Annotated in this window: 18 protein-coding genes; 14 read left to right on the forward strand and 4 right to left on the reverse strand. The window is 71.4% G+C overall.

The features are described 5' to 3' along the window. Positions 1-14 precede the first annotated feature (14 nt). From ACWDAK_RS16595 to ACWDAK_RS16605, 3 genes are all read left to right on the forward strand, one after another. Positions 15-365, forward strand: coding sequence for a TetR-like C-terminal domain-containing protein (locus ACWDAK_RS16595; RefSeq protein WP_427393763.1), 351 nt, complete (start codon positions 15-17; stop codon positions 363-365). Between the two features lie 131 nt (positions 366-496). Next, positions 497-1,180 carry a ribonuclease HII gene (locus ACWDAK_RS16600; RefSeq protein ID WP_344638569.1) on the forward strand — a complete coding sequence of 228 codons (684 nt, stop codon included), beginning with the start codon at positions 497-499 and terminating at the stop codon, positions 1,178-1,180. Between the two features lie 390 nt (positions 1,181-1,570). Continuing rightward, positions 1,571-1,942 carry a hypothetical protein gene (locus ACWDAK_RS16605; protein ID WP_344638570.1) on the forward strand — a complete coding sequence of 124 codons (372 nt, stop codon included), beginning with the start codon at positions 1,571-1,573 and terminating at the stop codon, positions 1,940-1,942. Positions 1,943-2,308: 366 nt separating this feature from the next. Here ACWDAK_RS16605 and ACWDAK_RS16610 read toward each other — a convergent pair whose 3' ends face one another. Further along, positions 2,309-2,929 (reverse strand): hypothetical protein, encoded by a 621-nt coding sequence (locus ACWDAK_RS16610; RefSeq protein ID WP_425557753.1) that lies wholly within the window; start codon positions 2,927-2,929, stop codon positions 2,309-2,311. A 277-nt stretch (positions 2,930-3,206) separates the two neighbouring features. After that, entirely contained in the window at positions 3,207-5,477 is a 2,271-nt protein-coding gene (locus ACWDAK_RS16615; RefSeq protein WP_344638571.1) for a RecQ family ATP-dependent DNA helicase, read from the reverse strand. Positions 5,478-5,697: 220 nt separating this feature from the next. Between ACWDAK_RS16615 and ACWDAK_RS16620 the strand changes: the two genes are divergently transcribed. Further along, positions 5,698-7,431, forward strand: a complete 1,734-nt coding sequence (locus ACWDAK_RS16620; protein ID WP_427393762.1) for a DUF4192 domain-containing protein — start codon at positions 5,698-5,700, stop codon at positions 7,429-7,431. Positions 7,432-7,571: 140 nt separating this feature from the next. Here the strand turns inward: ACWDAK_RS16620 and ACWDAK_RS16625 are convergent, their stop codons facing one another. Further along, positions 7,572-8,885 (reverse strand): alpha/beta fold hydrolase, encoded by a 1,314-nt coding sequence (locus ACWDAK_RS16625; RefSeq protein WP_344638573.1) that lies wholly within the window; start codon positions 8,883-8,885, stop codon positions 7,572-7,574. A 1,169-nt stretch (positions 8,886-10,054) separates the two neighbouring features. Between ACWDAK_RS16625 and ACWDAK_RS16630 the strand changes: the two genes are divergently transcribed. From ACWDAK_RS16630 to ACWDAK_RS16655, 6 genes are all read left to right on the forward strand, one after another. Further along, the gene (locus tag ACWDAK_RS16630; RefSeq protein ID WP_427393761.1) at positions 10,055-12,142 is read left to right on the forward strand and encodes an amylo-alpha-1,6-glucosidase; all 2,088 of its coding nucleotides are present in this window, start codon (positions 10,055-10,057) and stop codon (positions 12,140-12,142) included. A gap of 296 nt (positions 12,143-12,438) precedes the next feature. After that, positions 12,439-13,182, forward strand: coding sequence for an NUDIX hydrolase (locus ACWDAK_RS16635; protein ID WP_344638575.1), 744 nt, complete (start codon positions 12,439-12,441; stop codon positions 13,180-13,182). 217 nt (positions 13,183-13,399) lie between these two features. Further along, positions 13,400-14,278: a hypothetical protein gene (locus ACWDAK_RS16640; protein WP_427393760.1), complete on the forward strand. Its 879-nt coding sequence runs from the start codon at positions 13,400-13,402 to the stop codon at positions 14,276-14,278. A 264-nt stretch (positions 14,279-14,542) separates the two neighbouring features. After that, positions 14,543-15,469, forward strand: coding sequence for a FadR/GntR family transcriptional regulator (locus ACWDAK_RS16645; protein ID WP_344638577.1), 927 nt, complete (start codon positions 14,543-14,545; stop codon positions 15,467-15,469). Positions 15,470-15,974: 505 nt separating this feature from the next. Further along, positions 15,975-17,591, forward strand: coding sequence for an RNA polymerase sigma factor (locus ACWDAK_RS16650; protein ID WP_344638578.1), 1,617 nt, complete (start codon positions 15,975-15,977; stop codon positions 17,589-17,591). 207 nt (positions 17,592-17,798) lie between these two features. Further along, positions 17,799-18,668 carry a S1 family peptidase gene (locus ACWDAK_RS16655; RefSeq protein ID WP_425557754.1) on the forward strand — a complete coding sequence of 290 codons (870 nt, stop codon included), beginning with the start codon at positions 17,799-17,801 and terminating at the stop codon, positions 18,666-18,668. Positions 18,669-18,852: 184 nt separating this feature from the next. Here ACWDAK_RS16655 and ACWDAK_RS16660 read toward each other — a convergent pair whose 3' ends face one another. Beyond that, the gene (locus ACWDAK_RS16660; RefSeq protein ID WP_344638580.1) at positions 18,853-19,083 is read right to left on the reverse strand and encodes a DUF7455 domain-containing protein; all 231 of its coding nucleotides are present in this window, start codon (positions 19,081-19,083) and stop codon (positions 18,853-18,855) included. A gap of 519 nt (positions 19,084-19,602) precedes the next feature. On the opposite strand from ACWDAK_RS16660, the gene ACWDAK_RS16665 reads away from it, so the two are divergent. The 4 genes from ACWDAK_RS16665 to ACWDAK_RS16680 all read left to right on the forward strand — a co-directional run bounded on the left by ACWDAK_RS16665 (position 19,603) and on the right by ACWDAK_RS16680 (position 24,248). Then, positions 19,603-21,714, forward strand: coding sequence for a DNA gyrase/topoisomerase IV subunit B (locus ACWDAK_RS16665; RefSeq protein ID WP_344638581.1), 2,112 nt, complete (start codon positions 19,603-19,605; stop codon positions 21,712-21,714). A 145-nt stretch (positions 21,715-21,859) separates the two neighbouring features. Next, entirely contained in the window at positions 21,860-22,339 is a 480-nt protein-coding gene (locus ACWDAK_RS16670; RefSeq protein ID WP_344638582.1) for a DUF1453 domain-containing protein, read from the forward strand. Positions 22,340-22,430: 91 nt separating this feature from the next. Beyond that, on the forward strand, positions 22,431-23,528 hold the full coding sequence (locus ACWDAK_RS16675) for a sensor histidine kinase (RefSeq protein WP_344638619.1): 1,098 nt from the start codon (positions 22,431-22,433) through the stop codon (positions 23,526-23,528). A 12-nt stretch (positions 23,529-23,540) separates the two neighbouring features. After that, positions 23,541-24,248, forward strand: coding sequence for a response regulator transcription factor (locus ACWDAK_RS16680; RefSeq protein ID WP_344638583.1), 708 nt, complete (start codon positions 23,541-23,543; stop codon positions 24,246-24,248). Positions 24,249-24,288 lie beyond the last annotated feature (40 nt).

A 24,288-nucleotide genomic window follows, 5' to 3' on the forward strand; every position in this document is an offset into this window, starting at 1 on the left:
CGGATCTCGGGTCCGTGCGAGCCGAGCTGACGCAGCTCATGGAGTTCTTCAGTGCCGCATTGGACTCCCGGGCGGGAGCCGCGATGCGCGCCCTGATGGCCGAGTTGGAACATGAACAGGCCCGCACCTTCAAGGGCTTCATCGTGGAGCGGGTGCTGGAACCGGCCACCCTGCAGATCCTGCACCGGGGCGAAGTCCGCGGCGACGTCAGGCCGGGGGCCGCGACCAAGTTGGCGGCCGAGGTCGTCCCGGCCATGCTGCTCTACCGGGCCAAGCTCTGCGACGGGCAACTGGAGCCGGACTTCGGTGCGGCGATGGTCGACGAGGTGCTGTTGCCGATGGTGCGCCCGGTCCATCTCGGCTGAGCGTTGGCCGTGGCCGTGCGCTCTCCGCGCGGTTCCTTCGGGGCGCGGACGGGTCCAAACCGGCTGGGTTACGGGGTGAGCACCAGGACGTAGGCTGGGGAGGCGCCCAGGACACAGCCGAAGGACCTCCGATGCCCTACGATCCGCCGACCCACTCGGTCGAACGCTCCCTCCGTCGGGCCGGTGCCCGGTTGGTGGCAGGCCTCGATGAGGTCGGGCGCGGAGCCTGGGCAGGCCCGGTCACGGTCGGGGCGGCGGTGACCGGTCTGCGCAAGCCTCCGGAGGGTCTGACCGACTCCAAACTGCTCACCGAACGCCGCCGCACGGCACTCGCCCCGGTCCTCGCCGACTGGGTCACCGCCTATGCGCTCGGCCACGCCTCGCCGCAGGAGTGCGACGAGCTCGGCATGACCGCAGCCCTGCGCCTTGCCGCCGTGCGCGCGCTGGAGGCACTCCCGGTGCGGCCCGACGCGGTCATCCTCGACGGTAAGCACGACTACCTCGGCGGCCCCTGGCGGGTGCGCACCGTGATCAAGGGCGACCAGTCCTGCATCTGTGTCTCGGCCGCCTCCGTCCTCGCCAAGGTGCACCGGGACGGTCTGATGGCAGAACTCGGCGAGGCGTACCCGGCGTACGGCTTCGCGGAGAACGCGGGCTACCCGTCCCCGGTGCACCGGCTGGCGCTGGAGGAGTACGGGCCCACCGAACACCACCGGCTGTCCTGGGCCTACCTCGATGCGCTGCCCAAGTGGAGCCACCTGAAACGGGGGAGGGTGGCGGAGCCGCAGGACGAGCAGCTTTCGCTGGGATTCTGACGTCTTCTGACGAATCGTCCTCCTGTCTGCGCGGGTGGCCGGTCTCCTGGCGGGTGCCCGACAGGTGGGGCGCCCGTGCGCATCCGACCGGCGTTTGATAGATATCCGGGTATGCCTGTCTTCCCCGAGGAGCCGGAGATTCACGAGACCATTCCGGGCCCCGGCGTTCCCTTCCTCCGCGAGTCGGACGCACGCGCCCCCCGCAAGCCCGCTGTCGTGCCCGGGCCGCGGCCCGCGGCACCGCGCCCGGCCCCGCCGAGCGGCGGGCCCCGACCGACGCCGCCTCCGGCTCGCACGCCGATTCCCAAGCCGACGCCCGGTGTTCGCCGCCCCGCGCCCGCGGCCGGCCGCCCGGCCGGGCAGCCCGAGGTGCGCATGGTTCCGGCCGCCGTGGAGGATGTCATCGAGCGGGCGGACGAGACTGTGGACCTGCTGTTGGAGTCCGGATGCCGCCCCGGCGACATCCTGGTGCTGACGGTGGGTGAGCCGCACCCGTGGCAGCAGCACGAACTCTCCTTCGGCGCGGACCGGTACTGGGCCCAACTCGCCGAAACCGGAGACGTCTTCTATGCGGAGGCCGCCGCGACCAATCCGCTTCGGCGTGACGTGGTGGTACTGGTCGTCAACGCGGCCCGGTCCGCACGGGTCGATCAGCTGGCCCGGAAGGCGCTCGGCCACGCCGGGACGCTGCTGGTGGTCTGCGGTGAGCCCGAGTTGACGGCAGCGGTCTTCCCGGACGCGAACCGGCCGGTCCCGGTCTGAGCCGGCCTGCTCTGACACCGGTCCGCCCCTGCCGCACGAGTTCAGCTTGAAAGGCCCAACTCGTAACAGCACGGGCCAAGTGGCCGGTTCCGCCAGGCAGTCCCGCCCGGTACGGGCCGGTCAGGCTTGCGGTGGGCCGGAGCCGGCCCGGTCGGCCGATCCGGCTGGGCGGGGCGGCCTCCCACGTCGGTCTCCCCCTCGGGTCTGTGAGTCGGCATCTCCTCGCTGACGTCGGCTCACACCGGCCGCCTTACGGTGGCCCGGTACTCCGGGCCGTCCTGCCGGTGTCCTCGGTTCTGCCGAGTCCGTCCGGCCCGCGGTCCGGCACCTCACGACGGCCGCTCGAGGAAAACCCTCGACACGCCCTCAGCGCGCGGCTGTGCGGCGGGCGGTCTTGAACGAGGTGACACCGGCCGGCCGCCAGGCCCATTCCGGGGCGGACTCCCGGGCGGAACGCGGCGTGAGTTCGCTGACGGTGTGCAGGGGGCCCTCGGCCCAGGAACCCGAGTGCGGTGTGCGGCCGTGACGGCCGTCGCCGAGCGACCGCCAGCCGGTCGGCGTCAGGGCGATGTACGAGCCGCACCGCAGACCGTGCAGTGTGGCCGCGTCGCGCAGCGCCCACATCCAGGAGCCGTCCTGCTCCGTCCAGTCGCCGGAACCCTCGCGGCAGTGCAGCAGGACTGCGGTTCGGGTGGGCCGCGCCAGCCGCAGATCGTGCGCGGTGATCTGTCGGAGGTGGGCAAGGATCGCGTTCCGGTGGTGCCAGCCGTCCTCGACATGCGGCCGTACGGCGAACGATGCGGAGGCCGTCGCACGGTGCCGGGCGTCCAGCACGGCCACCACGGTGGTGCCCGGCTGGGGCAGGTGCAACCGGTGCAGTTCGGTGACGAGCTCGCGTGGGGCGCGCAGCAACGGGATCCCGGAGTCGGTCCAGGTCTCCAGGTCGATGGACCGTTTCCGGGCGGAGGAAGACCGAGGTCGGTCGATGCGGCTGATCGCGATCCTCCTGACCCGCCCGCCGGGCGTACCGGTACCCGCGTACGCCGGAGGCCAGGTCCACTGGACCGCGAGCGGGGTACGGACCAATTCTCAGGTCAGACCGGTCCGACCGGCAACGACGACTAGAGGTATGCCGCCCGCATTCGGACGATCTGCCATACATATTCCGCAGCCGGACCTGAACCATTCGCCTGACGGGCCAACCGGTGGCCGGAGCCGGTGCGCGGCCGGCGGGCGAGCACCGTCAGGACGAGTGGGCGACCGGTCAGGCCTGGACCGCCAGCACGAGTGGCAACACTGCGCTCGCCCCAGCCTGTCGTAGCAGTCGTGCCGCCACCGTGACCGTCCAGCCGGAGTCGACCAGGTCGTCGATCAGCAGCACGGGACCGGGCGCGGCCGCCAGTGCCGAGGAGAGACCGACCGGTACCACCAGCGTGCCCGCGAGAGTGTTCAGTCGCTGGGCGCTGTTGCTGCGCGGACCGTGCGGCGGTCGGCCGGAGACGTACTCCAACCGGCCCAGCAGTGGTAGCCGTCCGATCGCGGCGAGCTCCGCAGCGAGACTCTCCACCAGCATCGGCCGGGTGGACGAGGCCATGGTGACGACCCCGACCGGCCGGGTGAGCCGGCTGCCGTCGGCTGTCTCCGGGCCGGCCCAGCCACCGGGGCCGCGCGCCCAGTCGGTGAGCACGCTGACCAGCGCGTCCCGTACCTCGGCCGGGACAGGACCGTCGGGGGTCTGCTCCGAGAGCAGCGTGCGCAGCCGGGTGCCCCAACCGATGTCCGAGAGCCGACCCAGGGCCCGGCCGGTCTCGGCCTGCTCGGTCGCCGGGATCCTCCCCTTGAGCCCCACGCCGAGCGCGTCCATCCCGGTGGGCCAGAGCCGACGCGGCTCGAAGGTGACGCCGGGACGTCCGAGCGCGGCCCTGGCCGCCGCCAGCGCCTCGGCGGAGACCTCCGAGGAGTGCCGTGCCCCCGCGCAGTTGTCGCAACGACCGCACGGCGACGCGGCCTCGTCGTCCAGCTGCCGCCGGAGGAACTCCATCCGGCACCCGGTCGTCGCCGCGTACTCGCGCATCGCCCGCTGCTCGGCCTCGCGGGACTCGGCGACCTTGGCGTAGCGCGCCGCGTCATAGGACCAGGCCGCGCCGGTGGCGGTCCAACCGCCACGCACCCGGCGGACCGCGCCGTCGACGTCGAGGACCTTGAGCATGGTCTCGAGCCGTGCCCGGCGGAGGTCGACCCGCGGCTCCAGAGCGGCAGTGGAGAGCGGCCGCCCGGCCTCGGCGAGGGCGTCGAGCGTCCGGCGGACCTGCTCTTCGGCCGGGAAGCCGAGCGAGGCGAAGTACCGCCAGATCGCCTCGTCCTCACGGCCGGGGAGCAGCAGCACCTCGGCCCGCGCCACGCCGCGCCCGGCCCGGCCGACCTGCTGGTAGTAGGCGATCGGCGAACTCGGTGAACCGAGATGCACCACGAAGCCGAGATCCGGCTTGTCGAAGCCCATGCCCAGCGCGGAGGTCGCGACCAGGGCCTTCACCCGGTTGGCCAGCAGATCCGCCTCTGCGGCGCGCCTTTCGGCGTCCTCGGTGCGTCCGGAGTACGAGGCGACCTGGTAGCCGCGGGCCCGCAGAAAGTCCGTGACCTCGTCTGCGGCGGCCACGGTGAGGGTGTAGATGATGCCGGAACCGGGCAGCTCGGCGAGGTGGTCGGCCAGCCAGCCGAGCCGGTGTGCGGGGTCGGGCAGCGACAGGACGCCGAGGCTGAGGCTCTCCCGGTCGAGCGGACCGCGCAGCACCAGCGCGCGGGTGTCGGCACCCGGCGTACCCACGGTGCTGGGGGCGGTCGCGTCATCCGGCCCCATGCCGGAGCGGGTCGCGCTCACCTCGGGCGCGCCCGTCCCCAACTGCTCGGCGACATCCGCGGTGACACGCGCGTTGGCGGTGGCCGTGGTGGCCAGCACCGGCACGCCGGGGGACAGCTCGGCGAGCATGGTCCGCAGCCGGCGGTAGTCGGGCCGGAAGTCGTGGCCCCAGTCGGAGATGCAGTGCGCCTCGTCCACCACCAGCAGACCGGTGGCGGCGGCGAGCTTGGGGAGCACCTGGTCGCGGAAGTCGGGGTTGTTCAGCCGCTCCGGGCTGACCAGCAGGACGTCCACCGCGCCGGCGGCGATCTCGGACTGGATCTCGTCCCACTCCTCGGGGTTGGCCGAGTTGATGGTCCGGGCATGGATCCCGGCCCGGCCGGCCGAGTCGACCTGATTGCGCATCAGGGCGAGCAGTGGAGAGACGATCACGGTCGGGCCCGCACCGCGGGCGCGCAGCAGGGCGGTGGCGATGAAGTAAACGGCCGACTTGCCCCAACCGGTGCGCTGGACCACCAGGGCGCGGCGATGGTCGATGACCAGGGCCTCGATAGCGAGCCACTGGTCCTCGCGCAGTGCGGCGCCGGGACCGGCCAGCTCGCGCAGCACGGCCTCCGCCCGGGCCCGGACGGCGGCGCGGTCGGGGGTGGTGTCTTGGGCTTCGATGGGTGCGTGCATGGCTCCATGGATACCGGGTGAGACGGACAAGCAGCGAATGCCGGGAATGGGCAGGGTTCTGAATATCAGAGGACAGTCCGCCAAGTTGGTGCCTTTTATCCGGAAATGTTGCCAATTTTAATTCACCCGAATGAGTGAGTTAGTGCTGTAACCCCCGGTTTGTCCACAGGTTGGAGCCGGCCCCGGCCACAGGGTGCCGAGCTGCGGCACGCTTCCCGGCATGAACGAGGACTTCACTTCCGCCGTGCCCTTCGGGCCCGTTCCGCGACGCCTCCCCACCCAGCTGCCCGTCCGGATGCGAGGGCCGGCCGACATGGCAGAAATGCTGCCCTACCTGCTGGGTTTCTTCCCCGACGACAGCATCGTCGCCGTGGGCCTGAGCGGCCCCCACCTCCAGCAGGGCGGGGTGATCAGGCTGGACATCCCCGACGACCCCGTCCGGTGGCAGTCGATGGGGACGGAGGCGGCACGGCTGCTGGTCGAGCTGTCCGAGCAGCGCGATCGCCGCCCCGAGCAGGTACTGCTCTACCTCTGCCGAGACCCCGCGAGCGGTGACGGCCGCAGCGTGGTCGCGGAGCTCAAGCCGCTGGCGCAGTACCTGGCCCAGGCGTTCGGTGACCTGGACGTCGTGGTGAAGGAGTCCCTGTGCGTCTCGGCCGGCCGCTGGTGGTCCTTCCTCTGCGCCGGGACGGGCTGCTGCGACCCCAGCGGCGTACCGGTCCGTCCGCCCGGGATGGTGAGCCCGGCCGCTGCGGCGGCCACCTTCGCCGGGCTGGCCCCCAGGGGCAGCCGGAAATCGATCGTCGCGGGTCTGGCGCCGATCGGACCGCCCGACGACGAGCCGCAGCGGGTGGCGATCGAGCGGGCGGGCCCCCAGCTGCTCCGCGAGATGACCGAGCCGGGCGGCCGCCAGGCCGCGGTGGCCCGCACGGTCGAGCTGCTCGACGAGAGCATGGCCGAGTTCCAGGCAGGTGCGCGCGAGATCGCCCCCGAGCGCGTGGCGAGGCTGCTGGTCGGCCTGCAGGACAAGATGGGCAGGGACCGCGCCGCCGAGTACGCGGAGTCGGAGGAACTCGGCTCCGCTCAGCGGCTCTGGCGCTTCCTCGCACAACGCTGCGTCCCGCCCTTCGAACACCTCGCGGCGGCGCCCCTGACGCTGCTCGCCTGGACGTCCTGGCTCGCGGACGACTCCGCGACGGCACGGGTCGTGCTGGCGAAGGCACTCGATCTCAACCCCGAGTACACGCTGGCACAACTGATCTACGAGTCGCTCAACGGCGGGTTGCTGCCGGACCAGCTGCTGGAGAGCGTGCGCCGGGAGCGGGCAGTCCGCCGCGACCCGGAGCTGCCGTCCAGGGCTCCCTCGCCCGCCGATCAGCCGCCTGCGCCGGACGTCGGGACCGGGCGGGTCACTGGAACCGGCTCGGTCGCCAGCACGGCGAAGCCTGAAACACCGGCGCCTGAAACGTCGATCGACGGGACACCCGCCGGTGGATCGCCGTCCGAAGAACCACCGGCCGCTGCCCCACCGGGCACAACACGGGCGGGTGATCGGCTGCCCGACGAACAGGTCACAACAGCGGTGCCCGACGAGGAGGCCGGAGGCACCGCGAAAGTCAGGGAGGGCACTCCGGTTGTCCCGGACCTGGACTGTGCGTTGCCGGCTGTTGCGAGCGGGGTGGCATCTTCCGGCGCCGACGAAGGTCGGGGGCCAGGCGAGGTCCGGGGTCCCGAGGCCGGCTACGGCCGGTCGGACCGGGCTGCCGATCGTGGAGACCCGAGCCGCCCCGGCCGAGGCGGCCTACGGAGTCAGGTTCGTCAGGCGGGCCGGCGGCTGTCGGGCAGGCTTCGACCGGAGAGGCCGGGGGCGGCGGTGACTCAGCGCGCTGCCGTCCAGCAGCACGGCGGTGCTTGCCGACGTCGCGCTCCCAAGTGGAACAGGAAGCCGGCATGAGCGAGTGCTCGCCCCAGGCGACCTCGCCCGCCCGGGCCGGAGGCGTGGCCACTGCGAAGTGGCCACCGCCCCGGCGCCGATGGGGCCGTGTGCCGTCGACCGAGCGGATCACCCGCCTCAGCCGCTGGCTCACGGATCGGCTACAGCTCGCCGCGCGCCATCCTGATCAGCCGGTCCAGCACCGCTCCGCCGCTCACCCGCAGACCGTCGTGCTCCCATTCGTTGGTCACCCAGGTGCGCAGCCCCCGGACAGCCTGTGCCGTCTCCAGGGAGTCGGCGGTGTCCACGTACATGTCGTCGTGGAAGACCACCGCGAAGACCGGCACCTGGTTGCCGGCCAGCCGCACCGGGTCGTACAGATCGGGCCAGTTGCCACGCTCGGCGAGGAACTGCGCCGTCTCACGCAGCGGTTGGAGCGCCGGGTCGGTCTCGAACAGCGCCGGGAAGATCATCTCGCCGGTGAACAGCACCGGCCGGCCCTCCGCCAGCGCCTGCTCGGCGTCGAACTCCGGGAACTCCTTGCGGACACTTTCCGCCGCCCACTCCGTCCCGGCCGGGTCCACCGAACGCTGGCCGTAGATCGACTCGTGCAGCACGGCGTACAGAGGCCCATGAGCGAAGGACAGCTGCGCCTGGACACCGGCGAGGAAGGTGTCCGACAACTCCGGCCCGTCCAGGCCTTCGACCCAGGCCTCTTCGAGCAGGTAGTGCAGCGTGTGCGAGCCGGTCCCGAATCCGAGCAGCATGCCGAGCCCCTGGAACGCCTCGACGGTCAGCAAGCCACCGTCCGGAAGCCGGGCCGCTGCCTGGACCAGGTGCGCGGCGATCCGCCGAACGCGTTCCACATCCTGCGGGTAGCGCGCGTAGTGCGCCTCGTTCTTCCTCGCCACACGCGGGTAGGCGGCGCGGTACACGTCCTCCGCCGAGCTGCGCAGCCCCGCCAGTCCGCCGGTCACGAACGCCTCGCGAAGGCCCTCCGGGGCCAGCGACAGGTAGGTGAGCGTGCAGAAACCGCCGAAGCTCTGGCCGAGCACGGTCCAGCGGCCGTCCTCGCCGAGCAGCCGACGGCGGATCACTTCGGCGTCCCGGACGATCGAGTCGGCTCGGAAGTGGGCGAGGAAGTCCGCCTGTTGCTCGGGGGTTCCGCGCCGAGCGAGCGTCTGCCGGTTCGCCGGAGTGGAGCGTCCGGTACCGCGCTGGTCGAGCAGGAGCACCCGGTAGTCGTCCAGGGCCCGGGCCAGCCAGCTGTCCCGGCCCAGCGGGCGTGCGGCCTTGCCGCCGGGGCCACCCTGGAGGAACAGCAGCCACGGCAGCTCGTCCGATTCCCGTCCGGCGGCTACCACTTCACGGGCGTACACCTCGATCTGCTCACCGTCGGGCAACTGGTGGTCCAACGGCAGCTGGAAGACGTGGTCGGTCGTGACGATCCCGGGCAGTCGGCTGGTGGTGGACATGCAATTCCTCGGTATGAGCTGGTCATGGGCGCGGCACGGCGGATACCAACGCGGATTCCGGTGAGGGGCCCGCCGCCCACGCACCGTACCGTGCTGCCGTACCGGGACCCGGTGCGGCAGCCGGCACCGAGGCAACCGGTCTCGGGGAACGGCTCCGTCCTCCGGATGCACGACCGCCGGGAACGGCCGTCGGAACCCAGCGTGCGAATCAGGGCCACAACCCGGCTCGGAGTCGAACGGACTTGCCGCTCGAGAAGATTGATCGAACCTTCCCTCGATTGGAGCCGGCTCGGAGCGACACCGGCGGTCCAGCAACAGGGTGTTGGTAGAGCGGTTGTCATTGCTCCGGCGTGACCTGGGGGAGGTGAGCCGCGTTCATCCTGCGGGGTGTCGCCCTGCGGGGTGTTGCCACCGATCGGACTGGTGCCGAGTGCTCGGGAGGCGGAGGTGTACGGGACTGGCCGTCTCGTACCCGTCCTGGGGTGGGTCGTGTCGGTGCTCGCGGAGCCCGGCCCAGGCCGGGACGGGTGAGGAGCGGGTAGGCCGGTTCCTGGGTCTGACCGGCCCGCCGGAGCCCGCCCGCCGCGCAAGGCCGGACAGGCGACGTGAGTGGGTGCCGTCGGGGGAGGCACCGAGTGCAGGGCGAAGAGCCCAGTCGTCGGCGGGTGTCCGCCCGTGACGGCGGTAGACATCAGATCGCTATCGAGCACGCTCGCGGCCGACCGGTACGGCCAGCCGTCGGTCGGCCGAGGGAGGAGAGCCAGGTGACCGCCATCAGGCCGCCAGAGGCAGTGCCACAGACGGCGCCGCCGACCGCACCACCATCCGCATTGTCAGCTCGGGCCGTTCCCCGCTCAGAAGCGGCGCCGGTTTCCGCGGCAGCGGTGCCGACGTCAGCCGCACCGCCGATGCCACCCGAACCGCTGCCGGCTGTCGCGTCGTTCGAGGAATCGCGATTCGGATTGCTGCCGACCCGACCAGGCATGGCTATCGCCACCGCCCTTACCGCCGCTCCCGGGGCCGCCCCGGCTGAGGCCCCGGCACGTCCAGCGGTGCCTCCCGATCGGCCGGTCAGGGGCCTGGCGCGCCCGGCGCACCAGGCACGTCCCCAGCAGACGCCCCTGCACACCGCTGCCCACGCCGGAGTTCTGTGCGTCAACGCCCCGGCAATGGCCGTCTCCGGGACCGATGGCCAGCTCCGCGGCCAGAGCCTCCACGGCTTCTACCGCTCGGGGATCCGAGTACTGGCCCGAATGGAACTCCGGCTGGGCGGACTCGAGCCGCTGCCCCTCCAGGGGGCCCTGACATCGGCGGCCGAGGCGCGCTTCGTCGGTGCGGTCCGCATCCCCGGGGATCCTGACCCGGACCCTGCGCTGACCGTCGAGCGGCTCCGCCACGCCGACGGTGTGGAGACCATCACCGTACGGAACACGGGAGGCCGTCCGGCCCGCCTTCCGCTGGAGATCGCCCTTGGGACGGACCTGGGGTCGCTGGCCGACATCGCCGCCGGGCGGCGGCTGGCCGACCTCTCGGGCCAGGTCCAGTCAGCCGGGCTGCGGTGGGTCAGGCCGGGACGCAGCACCACCGTCGCAGCACGTCCGTCCCCGCACGCCGTCCTTGCCGGCGCCGGGGTGCTGCGTTGGGACTTGGAACTGAAACCCGGCGCCCGCTGGTCGGTCGAACTGCAGGCCGAGGCCGAGTCCTCGGCGGCGGCCTTCCGCCCCCCGACCGGTCGTGCCCAGGGCGTGCCACTGCCCTGGTCGGAGCCAGGGGTGCGGTGCGACGACCCCCGGGTGGAACTGCTCGTCCCACGTTCCCTGGACGCACTCGGCGGTCTGCTGCTGGCCGATGCCGACCGGCCGACGGACCTCTACACAGCGTCCGGGGTGCCGTGGCGGTTCGGTCTGACCGCGGCCGACGCGATCTGGGCAGCCAGGCTGATGCTGCCCCTCGGCACACGTCTGGCAGCCGGGACACTGCGTGCCCTGGCGCGGCGTCAGCACCACAGATCCAACAACCCGGGTGGTCGAGCAGCCTCCGGCATCACCGCAGGCTCGACGTCCACGGTGGCAGTGCCGGCCGCGTCGACCGTGACCGGGGCAGAAGGTGCGGCGGGTATCGGGCCAGGGCCGTGGGCCGGGCCGGAGGGTCTCCTCCCGGGCGGACTGAGACACGGTGGCCCAGAACTTCCGCCGTCCTGCACGGCCACCGAGGCCACACTGCTCTTCGTGACCCTGTTGGCCGAGGCCTGGCGCTGGGGGTTGCCCGAGCAGGAGGTCGCCGAGCTCCTCCCGGCTGCCGAACGTGCTCTCGCCGCCTTGCGCGCCAATGTCAGCGACGAATCGGGGGCCTTCCTGTCCGACGGACCGGGCAGTTTCGTGACGGACCTCGGACGTTCTCCCGAGGAGCGGGCCGCCCGTCCACTGCCGCCGCGCTGTGAGGTGCAGGCACAGGCCTACCGGTGCGCGCTGCAGGGGGCCGAGCTGCTCGACGCCTTCGGCCGTCCCGGCGGTGCGGAGTGGCGGGCGTGGGCGATCAGCCTGCGCGAACGCTTCCGAGAACAGTTCTGGATCGATGACCTGTCAGGCGGTCGTCCAGCAGCGGCACTCGTGGGCCCGGGGCATCCGGTGTCCGCGGTCGCGGCCTCTTTCGTGCACCTCCTCGACTGCGGGCTGTCGGCCGATGGCGCGTATCACGAAAGCCTGCTCGACCGAGAACAGACCCGGGCGCTCGCACAGCGTCTGGTCGCCCCCGAGTTCGACTGCGGTTGGGGCCTGCGCACCCTGAGTGCGAAGTCCCCGCGTTTCAACCCGCTCGGGCACCGCAGCGGCGCGGTCCGGGTGCACGAGACCGCGCTCGCCGTCGCGGGGCTGGCCGAGGCCGGGTTCGAACGGGAGGCCGGGGTACTGCTGGAGGGCCTGTTGAGCGCGTCCGTGCAGTTCGAGGGCCGGCTGCCCGAGATGTACGCCGGCGAACAGCGGACGACGGGCTGCCCGCCGGTGCCGCACCCCGCCGCCTGCCGCCCGGCGGCGGTCTCAGCAGCCGCATCGGTCCACCTGGTGCTGACGCACGCCGGAGTACGTCCCGATGTCCCAGCAGGCCGGGTGGTGGTGCGCCCTGCCAGCACGGCTCCGCTGGGCGAGCTGGAGCTCACCGGACTGCGCGTGGCGGGGGAGCCGTTTTCGGTCAGGATCAGCCGGATCGGTGTCGCCGTGGTGGAGGAGGCACCGCCGGCACTTCAGCTGGGTACGCGCTGAGCCGCGTGTCCATGGTCCGACACGATGCCGGATGGACAGGCCGGTGCGGAGGGGAGACCGGGAGAAGGAGGACAGAGACGAGGCGGGACGGTGACGGCGGAGGCGGAGATCACGGAGGAAGCGGGTGACTCGATGCTGGAGCGGCGCGAGTCCGCACAGGAGGAACCGGTGCGGCGATCGACACGGACAGCCTGTCGACGGGCAGGAGCAGCGCGATGGTGTAGTCCGACAGATCAGCCCCGTCTGTCCCGCACAACCCTGTGTTTATCGTCAGAAAGACGACTATGATCGTCGCCATGTCGCGTTATGACCGGTCGGCCTTCCCCCCGTTCGCTGTCACGGTCGACTTGGTGGTGCTGACGGTGCGCGAGCACGCGCTGTGTGCACTGCTGGTACGTCGTGGTGAGCCTCCGTTCCAGGGGTACTGGGCGCTGCCCGGGGGCTTCGTCCGTCCGGACGAGGGCCTGGCTGAGGCGGCCTCCCGGGAGCTGGCCGAGGAGACCGGCCTGCGCGCGCACTCCACTCCGGGGCACGGTGCGGCCGGTGCTCACCTGGAGCAGCTGGCGACCTACGGTCACCCTCAGCGCGACCCCCGGATGCGAGTGGTCAGCGTGGCGCACCTGGCGCTGGCGCCCGACCTGCCCACCCCGCGCCCCGGCGGAGATGCTCGCAGTGCCCGCTGGGCGCCGGTCGCCGAGCTGCTCGGGCCGGGCCAGACCGAGGGGGTCCCCCTGGCTTTCGACCACGGCGAGATCCTCGCCGACGGTGTGGAGCGGGCCCGGTCCAAGATCGAGTACTCCTCGCTCGCCACCGCGTTCTGCCCGCCGGAGTTCACCGTCGGCGAGCTGCGCCAGGTCTACGAGGCGGTCTGGGGCGTGGCCCTGGACCCGCGCAACTTCCATCGCAAGGTCACCGGCACCCCGGGATTCCTGGTGCCCTCCGGCAGCACGACGACCCGCCAGGGCGGCCGCCCGGCACAGCTCTTCAAGGCGGGCGGAGCGACCGACCTCAACCCGCCGATGCTTCGTCCCGAGTCCTGACAGGTCGGCCGGCGGCCAAAGCTGGACGAGAGTGAACTGATCACCTTGCGGATCTGTCGCCTGATTGAGTGAGCTGCGCGGCCATGCCGTGCATGATTCATCCGCAATGTCCGAACAATCTCGTGGTGCGGCCTAGTGTGCTGGCGCGGGTACGCCCCCGGGGACCATCCGTGGTGCCCGCAGACCCAGTCGACCTAAGGCATGGGAGCAGGCAGCGATGATTCAGATCACCGGACTGACCAAGGTCTACCGCCGGGATCGCCCGCCGGCTCTGCTGGACCTGACCTTCGACGCCCGCCGGGACACCGACCGCCGCTTCGTCCTCGGTACGGTCCTGCTCGGCGACGCCGCCGTCGCCGCGGTGCTGGCCCACCAACTGCCTGCGGGCGCCCTCTCGGTGCCGGCCGCAGTCCGGTCGGTGACCGCGGTCGTCCCGCTGCTGCCGCTCCCGATCGCCGCACTCGGAGCGGGCGCGCTGGGAGGCGCTCTCGTACGGGCACGAGGCGGGCACGAGGTCAGGCACCCCGGTCTGGCGGCCTTGCGGGTCTCGTACCGGCACAGGAACGGGCTGCTCGCGGGGAAGCCGGCGGTGATCGGGCTGTTCGCGGCGGCGCTCGCCGTCGCCACCACCGCGCTGGACGCCGTGGTGTTGCGGTTCGCCCTGCCAGCGGACGTGGACGCGGGGCGGCCGTTCACCGGGGACGTCCCGAGGCTGGCGGCCGCGGGCACGATCCTCGCGGTGTACGGGGTGCTGATGGTGCTGGCCGGCTGGGCCGGGCTGCTCGCGACCCCGCTGGTGCGCAGTGCGGCCGCGGGGCTGCTCATCCTCTGTGCGCTCCCCGCACTGTTGGAGCCGGCGCTTGTGCCGGTGCTCCGTCAGCCGGGTCAGCCGCTGCCCGACCAGATCCGTGAGCTGCTGCCGTTCCAGTACGGGCTGGACTGGCTGGGGGCCGCTACCGAGGGGGCAGCCGCGGCGCCCGGTCCGGCGCCGGCCCCCGCACTGCAGCCGCTGTTCCCGGCCGTCTTGCTCGCCTCTGCGGTGGCCTTCGTGGGCGTCTGCCTTCTGGTGCAGGCCGGCGGCGCGCCTTCTGACTGAACGTCGGCGCCTTCCGCCGGCCGCCGCCGAGGGCGTCGGTACGACGGGCCCGGGCCCGTCCCGGGACAGCGCGCCGCGATGTGATCCGGACCGGCATGGCGCGGCACAGCCCACGGTGACCTGGTCGGACAGGGGGCGTGCAGCGGGTCGGGCGGCCGCCCTGGGGTGGCGACCCGTCACGGCAGTCGAAGAGGAGAGATCGAAAAGAGCGGTTTCTGCCTGATAAGAAGTCAATTATCCGGTCAGGGGCGATCACCCTTTCGTGTGCTTTTCACGAGAATTCTCAAGCCGACACCACCGATCGCCGACAAAGGACGTGTGAGTACCCTTGCGCACCCCACCATGACCGCAGCTCGTTCGGCAGACCCAGTCGGCGCCGGCGAGCTTGACCGCTTCTCGTACGCCGATCGGCCCACTCCGCCCCCGCCACGCTGGGAGGGCGCGGAGGCCGACCTCGGCAGGGTCGGCCGGAAGACCACCAGCAGCCGCGGCCGCGGTCTGCATGGCCAGTTGGTCCAGCAGCTCGGCCAGATGATCGTCTCGGGCGACCTCGGGGCAGACCGCCCGCTGGTCCCCGAGGAGATCGGCCAGCGGTTCGAGGTATCCCGCACCGTCGTCCGCGAGTCGCTGCGGGTGCTGGAGGCCAAGGGCCTGGTCAGCGCCCGGCCGAACGTCGGCACCCGGGTCCGCCCGGTCAGCGACTGGAACCTGCTCGACCCCGACATCATCGAGTGGCGGGCCTTCGGCCCGCAGCGGGACGAGCAGCGCCGCGAGCTGTTCGAGCTCCGCTGGGCGATCGAGCCGCTCGCCGCCCGCCTCGCCGCCGGACACGGCCGGGAGGACGTCCAGCAGCGGCTGGTGGAGCTCACCGAGGTGATGGGCCACACCGCGGCCCAGGGCGACCTGGTCAGCTTCGGCCGGGCCGACACCGAGCTGCACGCACTGGTCCTGCAGCTGGCGGGCAACCGGATGCTGGAGCACCTCTCCGGGATCGTGGCCTGCGCCCTGCAGGTCTCCGGCGGCTCGGCGACCACCTGCGAGCGGCCCTCCGATGCCTCGGTCAGCCTGCACGCCCGGCTGGTCGACGCGCTCGGCACCGGCGACGGCACCGCTGCCGAGGCGGCGGTCCGGGCGCTGCTCACCGTCCATCCGGAGATCGAGCCCTCGGTGCCGGGTCCGCGCGAGCACTGATCCGGCCCGGCTTGAACCGGGCTCCGGACCGGGCACATCCCGGAGAAGCCCGGGGGCCCGTCCGGAGGAGACCGGGCGCCCGTCCGGAGAGGACCGGGTGGCTCCCGGACGCGAGATCGGGCACCGCCCGGAGACAATGGCATCACGGCCCTTCGGCCGAACCGACCGAGCTCCGCGACCGCCGCAGTCCCCGGACCGCCGCGGTCGCGCGGCCGTCCGGGCCGGCCGGGAGGGCCGTCTTTGCGCCGACGCACCGGTGTGACCGGCGCCACGACGGCCATGCGTAACACTTGAGGGGCGGCAGCGATGTGTACGGAGCGGAAGCAGCTCCGGAATACCAGCCCAGTGTCAGAATGCTGTGTTGGTCTGCGGCGCTGCTGCCGTCCTACAGACCCAGTCCTGGGGCTCCGAGCCGGTCGGAATCGACACCGCGCGTCATCGCGTGTCACTTCCCGCTCCTCGGGTGGCCAGGTACGGGGTTCGAGTCCACTCATCGTCCGAGAGGTTGTTCGTGTCGGCCAGCACATCCCGTTCGCTTCCCCCCGAGATCGCCGAGTCCGCGGCTCTGCTCGCGCTCATCGAGCGGGGCAAGGCCCAGGGGCAGATCGCCGGTGACGACGTGCGCCAGGCGTTCGAGGCAGACCAGATCCCGGTCACCAAGTGGAAGAACGTCATGCGCAGCCTCAACCAGGTGCTGATTGAGGAAGGGGTGGACCTGATGGTCAGCGCTGCTGAACCCGCCGGGTCCAAGCGCAAGAGCGTTGCCGCCAAGAGCACCACCAAGCGCACCGCGACCAAGGCCGTCACCACTCGGACCCCGACCGCCCCCACCCGGCCCCCGGTACGGATCGCTCCCGCGGCGACCCCGGCGGCCCCGGCCGTTGCCGCGGTGGTCTCCACCACCGAGGTCACGGTGGTGGAGAGCGTCGAGACCGCCGAGCTGAAGGCCGTGGCCAAGAAGGTCGCTGCCCCCGCGAAGAAGGCCGCCGCGAAGAAGACCGCCGCGCCCGCCAAGAAGACCGCCGCCAAGAAGACCGCCGCCAAGGCGGCCAAGGGTGACGAGGAGCTGCTCGGTGACGAGGAGCTGCTCGACGATGTCGCACTGCCCGGCGACAAGGCCGAGGGCGACGCTCCGGAGGAGGAGTCGGAGGGCTTCGTCCTCTCCGACGACGACGAGGACGACGCGCCGGCCCAGCAGGTCGCCGTCGCCGGTGCCACCGCCGACCCGGTCAAGGACTACCTGAAGCAGATCGGTAAGGTCCCGCTGCTCAACGCCGAGCAGGAGGTCGAGCTCGCCAAGCGCATCGAGGCCGGTCTGTTCGCCGAGGACAAGCTCAGCGCGGCCGACAAGCTCGCCCCGAAGCTCAAGCGCGAGCTGGAGATCATCGCCGAGGACGGCCGTCGCGCCAAGAACCACCTGCTGGAGGCCAACCTCCGCCTGGTGGTGTCGCTGGCCAAGCGCTACACCGGCCGCGGCATGCTCTTCCTGGACCTGATCCAGGAGGGCAACCTGGGTCTGATCCGTGCGGTCGAGAAGTTCGACTACACCAAGGGCTACAAGTTCTCCACCTACGCCACCTGGTGGATCCGCCAGGCGATCACCCGCGCGATGGCCGACCAGGCCCGCACCATCCGCATCCCGGTGCACATGGTCGAGGTCATCAACAAGCTGGCCCGCGTCCAGCGCCAGATGCTCCAGGACCTGGGCCGCGAGCCCACCCCGGAGGAGCTGGCCAAGGAGCTCGACATGACCCCGGAGAAGGTCATCGAGGTCCAGAAGTACGGCCGAGAGCCCATCTCGCTGCACACCCCGCTGGGTGAGGACGGCGACAGTGAGTTCGGTGACCTGATCGAGGACTCCGAGGCGGTCGTCCCGGCCGACGCGGTCAGCTTCACCCTGCTCCAGGAGCAGCTGCACTCGGTGCTCGACACCCTGAGCGAGCGCGAGGCCGGCGTAGTCTCGATGCGCTTCGGCCTCACCGACGGCCAGCCGAAGACGTTGGACGAGATCGGCAAGGTCTACGGCGTCACCCGTGAGCGCATCCGCCAGATCGAGTCGAAGACCATGTCGAAGCTGCGGCACCCGTCGCGTTCGCAGGTGCTTCGCGACTACCTGGACTGATTCCCGGACCGCCCCCGAAGGGCCCGGAGCCTTGCGCTCCGGGCCCTTCGGCCTGTCCGGACACCGACGGCGTAGGGGTGCGCGTCATCCAGCCCTGCGCCGGATCGCTCGTGCGGGTGGTGCGGCGACGGGCGTCGGAACTTTGCGTAGTCGATCACATACGCTGTGCCGGTTGTCCGCTGCCGAACCTGTCTGGAGAAACCGGTGCTGCCCACCCTGGACGTCCATCCGGCCACACTGCCGCCTCGCAGGCGCCGCCGCCGGGTGGTGACGCTGGCGCTACTCGCCGCCCTGCCGGCCTCGCTGATTGCAATGACCGTCGCCGCCGCGCCCGCCGAGGCACAGCGACGCGTGGTGGGCGGCGGGATGGTCACCACCGCCACCCATCCCTGGATGGTGGCGGTGGCCAGCCGCAGGGAGTTCGGCAACTCCCGGTCCGGGCAGTTCTGCGGCGGCACCCTGGTGGCGCCGACCAAGGTGGTGACGGCCGCGCACTGCTTCTACGACGAGCACACCGGCCGGCGGGTGGACCGGCCGGGGTTGCGGGTGGTCGCAGGCAGGGACGACCTCACTCGGCGTACCGGTAGGGAGATCGAGGTCCGCGAGGTGCTTGTCCACCCCGGCTACTCGTACGCGACCAACATGCAGGATGTGGCGGTGCTCACGCTCGCCGAGGCCCAGCCGGCGTCCGCCGCGCTCGACTACGTGGCGCCCGGCGAGACGGAGCCGTACGCGCCGAGCACTCGGGCGCAGGTCTACGGCTGGGGTGACACCAGGGGAGACGGTAGTTACTCCAACACCCTGCACGGCGTCGATGTGCCGATCGTCCCGGACGAGGTCTGCGCACGCGCGTATCCGGGCGGCCCGGAAGGGGCGTTCGACGCCAGGGGAATGGTCTGCGCGGGGGAGGAGCGCGGCGGCAAGGACGCCTGCCAGGGCGACAGTGGCGGTCCGCTGTTGGTGGGTGGCCGGCTTGCCGGGCTGGTTTCCTGGGGCACCGGTTGCGCCGACCCCAATCACCCCGGCGTCTACACCCGGCTGGCGGCGGTGTCCGACTGGCTGCACTCGGTGATCTGACGACCGCTCTCCGTACTCCCGTACTGACCTTGGGTGTTGCGGTGGGCACGCTCCGACAGCGTGTCAGTTCGGTCGTGGGGGCGGGGGCGGGAAACGCCGCAGCCGGACGGCAAACCCCTTGCGGGGCCTGCCGTCCGGCTGGTGTCGGCCTGGCTCGACTCAGCTCGCCGGGCGAGCGTCGAGGTCAGCGCTCGTCGTCGGAGGCCGAGGCGGAGGTCGTCGAGAGGCGACCCGTCTCGTCCTGTATTTCGACGGCGATCTTCTTGAGCTCGGGCTCGAACTTCCGGCCGTGGTGGGCGCAGAAGAGCAGCTCCCCGCCGCTTGCGAGTACGACGCGCAGGTAGGCCTGGGCGCCGCAGCGGTCGCAGCGGTCAGCCGCGGTGAGCGGGCTCGCAGGTGTCAGAACAGTAGTCACGTCGCCTCTTCTCTAGCTCGACGAGCTGTCGTACCAGGGTGAACATCCAACCAGGTCGAAATCGTTCCCGCTCGTGGCTTTTCTTCTCTGAGGATTCTGCTGTGTTGTTGCTGAGGACGTGCCCAGGGCTTCGGTGGTTCATGCGTACCGATTCCCAGGATCCGCCCCGGCCCTCGAACGCCCTGACGAAGCGGGATCGGGGTCCGCGTAGCATAATCCTCAGCTGGGTTGGAGCATAAGCCCCGTCCCCGGCACCGGTAGCCTGCATCACAGCAGTTCCGCCGCCTGTCGTTGGCGTCTCGGTGCGCCAGGACCCTTGGTGGCAGGTGGAGATGGCGCTCCCGGGTACCGGGCTCCGGCGCGGGTCTTGTTCGCGCAGCGCGTACAAGCTGCGCGGGCCGAGCCGTCTGTGTCTCAGGCATTGGGAACACTGTGCGAGTCGGCCTGTGGACCGGGCCGGAAGTCAGTCGAGCGTCGGACGGAAGTCGGACGGGTCAGAACTTCGATGAGGAGCACCGCGTGAGCGCTGAAAAAACCGTGCCGTCCGGCTTGTTGGCCGGAGACGACGGTTCCAATTACACCGCTCGGCACCTGCTCGTCCTGGAGGGCCTGGAGGCTGTCCGCAAGCGTCCGGGCATGTACATCGGGTCGACCGACAGTCGCGGTCTGATGCACTGCCTGTGGGAGATCATCGACAACTCGGTGGACGAGGCGCTCGGTGGTTTCTGTGACCGGATCGAGGTGCTGCTGCACGAGGACGGCTCGGTCGAGGTGCGCGACAACGGCCGTGGCATCCCGGTCGACATCGAGCCGAAGACCGGGCTGTCGGGTGTCGAGGTCGTGATGACCAAGCTGCACGCCGGCGGCAAGTTCGGCGGCGGCTCCTACGCCGCCTCCGGTGGTCTGCACGGTGTCGGCGCCTCTGTGGTCAACGCGCTCTCCGCGCGCCTGGACGTCGAGGTGGACCGCGGCGGGCACACCCACGCGATCAGCTTCCGGCGCGGCACCCCCGGCATCTTCACCGAGCTCAGCCCGGACGCGCCGTTCGAGGCGACCAGCGGGCTCACCAAGAAGGGCAAGGCGCCCAGGGGCCGCACCGGTACCCGGATCCGCTACTGGGCCGACCGGCAGATCTTCCTCAAGGACGCCCGACTCTCCCTGGAGAGCCTGCACAACCGGGCCCGCCAGACCGCCTTCCTGGTCCCGGGCCTGACGATCGTGGTCCGTGACGAGCGGCTGACGGAGAGCGACAAGGTCGAGGAGACCACCTTCCGTTTCGACGGCGGCATCGGCGAGTTCACCGAGTTCCTGGCTCCCGACCGGGCGATCTGCGACGTGCTGCGGCTGCACGGCGAGGGCAGCTTCAAGGAGACCGTCCCGGTCCTGGACGAGCGCGGGCACATGACCCCGACCGAGGTCACCCGTCACCTCGGGGTGGACATCGCGCTGCGCTGGGGCGCCGGTTACGACTACACCCTGCGCTCCTTCGTCAACATCATCGCCACCCCCAAGGGCGGCACCCACGTCACCGGCTTCGAGCGCTCGCTGGCCAAGACCGTCAACGAGGTGCTGCGGGCAACCAAGTTGCTGCGCGTGGCCGAGGACGACATCACCAAGGACGACGCCACCGAGGGCCTCACCGCGGTGGTCACCGTCCGGCTCGCCGAGCCGCAGTTCGAGGGCCAGACCAAGGAGGTGCTCGGCACCTCGGCGGCCAACCGGATCGTGGCCGCGGTAGTGGCCAAGGAGCTCAAGGCGTTCCTGAGCTCCGCCAAGAAGGAGCAGAAGGTCCAGGCACGGGCCGTGCTGGACAAGGTGGTCGCCGCCGCCCGTACCCGGGTCGCCGCGCGCCAGCACAAGGAGGCGCAGCGCCGGAAGACCGCGCTGGAGACCTCCTCGCTGCCCGCCAAGCTGGCCGACTGCCGCAGCGACGACGTCGACCGCAGCGAACTGTTCATCGTGGAGGGCGATTCGGCGCTCGGCACCGCCAAGCTGGCCCGCAACTCGGAGTTCCAGGCGCTGCTGCCGATCCGCGGCAAGATCCTGAACGTGCAGAAGGCGTCCGTGAGCGACATGCTCAAGAACGCCGAGTGCGCCTCGATCATCCAGGTGATAGGGGCGGGTTCGGGCCGTACCTTCGACATCGACCAGGCCCGCTACGGCAAGGTCATCTTCATGGCCGACGCCGATGTCGACGGTTCGCACATCCGCACCCTGCTGCTGACGCTCTTCCACCGCTACATGCGCCCGATGGTCGAGCAGGGCCGGGTCTTCGCCGCCGTCCCGCCGCTGCACCGGATCGAGCTCACCAACCCCAAGCGCGGTCAGGAGAAGTACCACTACACCTACTCCGACGCCGAACTGCGCAGCACCCTGCTGGAGTTCCAGCGCAAGGGGCAGCGCTGGAAGGACCCGGTGCAGCGGTACAAGGGCCTCGGTGAGATGGACGCCGACCAGCTGGCCGAGACCACCATGGACCCGCGCCACCGCACCCTGCGCCGGATCAACCTCGGCGACCTGGAGCAGGCCGAGAAGATCTTCGACCTCCTGATGGGCAACGAGGTCGCGCCGCGCCGGGAGTTCATCGTGGACTCGGCCGCCACCCTGGACCGCTCGCGCATCGACGCCTGACGGTCGCCGGTTGGAAGGGGCCCTCCACCTACGGGTGGAGGGCCCCTCGCCCTTCCGGATCAACCCTGGCTCCGAGGTCTCGACGGCCCGCGCTCCGTAGCGTCGGTGGTGTCAAGGAAGCACCCCCGTCCGGTCGGAGAAAGCGATGCCCGCCCTCACCAACGTCCTGATCGCGATCGCGGTGGCCGCACTGATGGTCGGCCGTCAGCTGCGTGCCCGCAAGATCGACACCGAGCGCCGGTTCTGGATCCTCCCGGTGGTCCTGGCCGGGCTCGGGCTGCGCGATCCCGCGCTGATCGACTCCACCCACCGGGCCGAATCCGTCGGACTCCTGGCCACCTCGATCGTCGCGGTGCTCGCGGTGGGTTCGGCGTGGGGCTGGACCGTCCGGCTCTGGCAGGAGAGCGACGGCAGCGTGTGGGCCAAGGGAACCATGGCCACCGTCGCGGTCTGGGGTGTCATGATCGCCATTCGGGTCGGTCTCTACGGCCTCGGCTCGGCACTCCACGTGCACCAGAGCAGCAACGCCCTGCTGCTCAGCGTCGGGGCGCTGCTGCTGGTTCGCGGCCTGGTACTCAACTGGCGGGCCCGTAGCCTGGAACGGCCCTGCGGTGCCGGTGTTTGATCCGGCCGTCCCAGTAACGAGAGGACCGTCCGTGCCGCTGGAGGAGTGGACCCGCTGGCCGCCCCGGGAGGGGCTGCGCCGCGAGGAGAGCATGCCCCGGCGGATCATCGCGTGGGCCACCAGGGCCGTGGTGTTCACGGTGATGATCTGGGGCACCTTCTCACGCGGCCGCTTCGGGTTCTGGACGGCCGCCGCGGTGGTGGCGGAGATCGTGGCGGCCGCGGTCCTCGCCACCGCCCTGCACCGGTGCAGCCGCGACCAGCGGTTCTGGCCCACCATGGCGGCCACGGCCGGGCTGCTCGTGGTGGGCGCGCTGGCCGAGTGGCAACACGCCGTGCCGCTCTCGGACATCATCTGGCTCGGCCTCGGGGTGACCGTGCTGGTTCGGCTGCCGCGTGGGCCGGCCGTGCTGGCGGCGGCAATCTCCTTCGGTACGTACGCCGCGGTGAGCTGGGCGAGCTGGCTGTCCACCGTCTCCACCGTCGGCGGCCTGGCGCTGCTCGGATGCCTGCTGAGGCTGGACGCCGAGTCCCGGGCTACCGCGCACCGGCTGCTGGTCCAGGAACGGGCAGCGCACAAGGCCGAGGCGGAGAACGCGGCGCTGGCCGAACGGGCCAGGATCGCCCGGGAGATCCACGACGTACTGGCGCACAGCCTCTCCGCACAGCTGGTCCACCTGGAGGCGGCCCGGTTGATGCTGGACACCGGGGCGGAGCGCGAGCAGGTCAGGGAGCGGGTGGTGGCGGCCCGGCGGATGGCGCAGGACGGCCTGACCGAGACCCGGCAGGCGCTCTCCGCGCTGCGCGGCGAGTTCACACCGGTGGGGGAGTACCTGGTGGAGCTGACGGGGCAGGAGGGCGCGGAGCTCATCGTGCGCGGCACGGCCAGGCCACTGGCCGCCGAGGCCGGGCTGGCGGTGCGGCGCACCGCCCAGGAGGCGCTCACCAACGTTCGCAAGCACGCGCCCGGCAGCCGCGTCACGGTCCGGCTCGGCTACCTGGAGGGCCGTGTGGAGCTGGAGGTGCGCAACACCCGTCCGCCGCGCGGTGCGGGCTCGGGAGAGCTCGCTGCCAGCGGAAGTGGGTACGGTCTGCTGGGGATGCGTGAACGCGCGGAGCTGCTCGGCGGCGAGTTGCTGGCGGGCCCGGAGGACGGAGGCTGGCGCGTGCTGCTGCGGGTGCCGGCGTGAATGAGGTGGGGCATGAGTGAGCGGCCGACCAGGGTGGTGGTCGCCGATGACCAAACGGTGGTACGCGAGGGGATCGTGATGCTGCTGGGGCTCCTGCCGAACATTGAGGTGGTCGGTGCGGCGGCCGACGGCGAGGAGGCCGTCCGGCTGGTGGCCGAGCAGGAGCCGGACGTGGTCCTGATGGACCTGCGGATGCCGCGCTGCGACGGGGTCGAGGCCACCCGCCGGATCCGGGCCGAGCATCCGAACACCGAGGTCGTGGTGCTCACCACCTACGCCGACGACGACTCGCTCTTCCCCGCCCTGCAGGCCGGTGCCCGCGGGTACCTGACCAAGGACGCCGGCGCCGAGGAGATCGCCCGGGCCGTCGCGGACGTCTGCTCCGGCGCGGCGGGACTCTCACCCCAGGTGCAGCTGCGGCTGCTGGAGCGGCTGTCGCAGCCTCCAGCGCCACCGGCGCTGGGGCAGGACGGGCCGGCTCCGGGGGCGCCGAAGCCGGCGGCCCGGCCCGAGCTGCCCGACGGGCTCACCGTCCGGGAGGCCGAGGTGCTGGCGCTGATCGCCGACGGGCTGTCCAACGCGGAGATCGCGCGGGAGCTCTTCGTCAGCCAGGCGACGGTGAAGACGCACATCAACAACCTCTTCGCCAAGACCGCCGTCCGGGACCGCGCGCAGGCGGTGGCGTACGCGTTCACCCATGGGATTAGGCGCAGTTTGTGAGCTGACGTTTCGCTCACCTGATCAGGTGAACGTATCTGCA

Source organism: Kitasatospora sp. NPDC001175 (assembly GCF_053598215.1).